This is a genomic window from Ruegeria sp. CE12, from assembly GCF_056537525.1.
This window is the reverse complement of the sequence record NZ_JBQFRS010000068.1, coordinates 1-824: the sequence shown is the minus strand read 5'-3', so window position 1 is coordinate 824 and position 824 is coordinate 1. Positions and strand designations below refer to the sequence as shown.

Sequence of the window (824 nt, the reverse complement as noted above, 5' to 3'; positions counted from 1 at the left end):
GTCGACCACAACGCACGCCTGACCTTCTGCAACATCGTCAATAAGACGCGGTTTTGGCAAATCCCATTTCTGCAAAACAAAGGCGGCTTCGGTGTTTGGCTCACCCAAAAGAACGGCTTCTGCCTCTACGCCCTTCACCTCATTAAGATACCATGCCCACAAAATCGGGGAGCCAGTGGAATCTGTGTCTGGCGATTTGTGGCCAAAGACCAAGGTGCTCATGTCATTATCCATCTATTTTTGTGAAAACTCGCGCGCCTTATAGGGCAGGGCTTTGGCCATGTCACGGGGGGCAAAGGCGGGAATTTGTCGCGGCTTTGGCTTTAATTTCCATAATTTCGGCAGGGTTCGTCTGCGCGGGAATTTTTTTCCAAATTTTCCGCCTGCGGCCCGTTGACACCTCCGCATCCCCTGCCTATCTGCTTGTCGTTAGCACTCGTATGGACTGAGTGCTAATACAGTGAAACATACGAACCTTAAGGAGTGTTCGACAGATGGCATTGAAACCACTGCATGACCGCGTGCTGGTTCGCCGCGTAGAGAGCGACGAAAAGACCAAAGGCGGTCTGATCATCCCCGATAGCGCAAAAGAGAAACCCGCAGAGGGCGAAATCGTCTCCGTTGGCGAAGGCGCACGCAAGGACTCGGGCGAGCTGATCGCAATGAGCGTCAAAGCTGGCGACCGCGTCTTGTTCGGCAAATGGTCCGGCACCGAAGTCACGGTTGATGGCGAAGAACTGCTGATCATGAAGGAATCGGACATTCTCGGCATCATCGCCTGAGACCGTTCCTGATCGAATTTTTAACCTGATTTCATCCAAGGA

At 52.7% G+C, this 824-nt stretch carries 1 protein-coding gene and 1 pseudogene; one reads left to right on the top strand and one right to left on the bottom strand.

Translation table 11 applies throughout. The features are described from left to right. Nucleotides 1-222: pseudogene (locus ACR0IO_RS23180) on the bottom strand (manganese-dependent inorganic pyrophosphatase); the annotation flags it as partial. Between the two features lie 272 nt (nt 223-494). Between ACR0IO_RS23180 and groES the strand changes: the two are divergent. Continuing rightward, complete coding sequence (groES, locus tag ACR0IO_RS23175; protein ID WP_317656274.1) at nt 495-782, top strand: co-chaperone GroES; 288 nt, start codon at nt 495-497, stop codon at nt 780-782. The last annotated feature ends 42 nt before the right edge of the window (nt 783-824 follow it).

Coding starts and splice junctions, on each gene's coding strand:
- groES (WP_317656274.1), top strand. CDS start 495: ATGGCATTGAAACCACTGCATGACCGCGTGCTGGTTCGCCGCGTAGAG.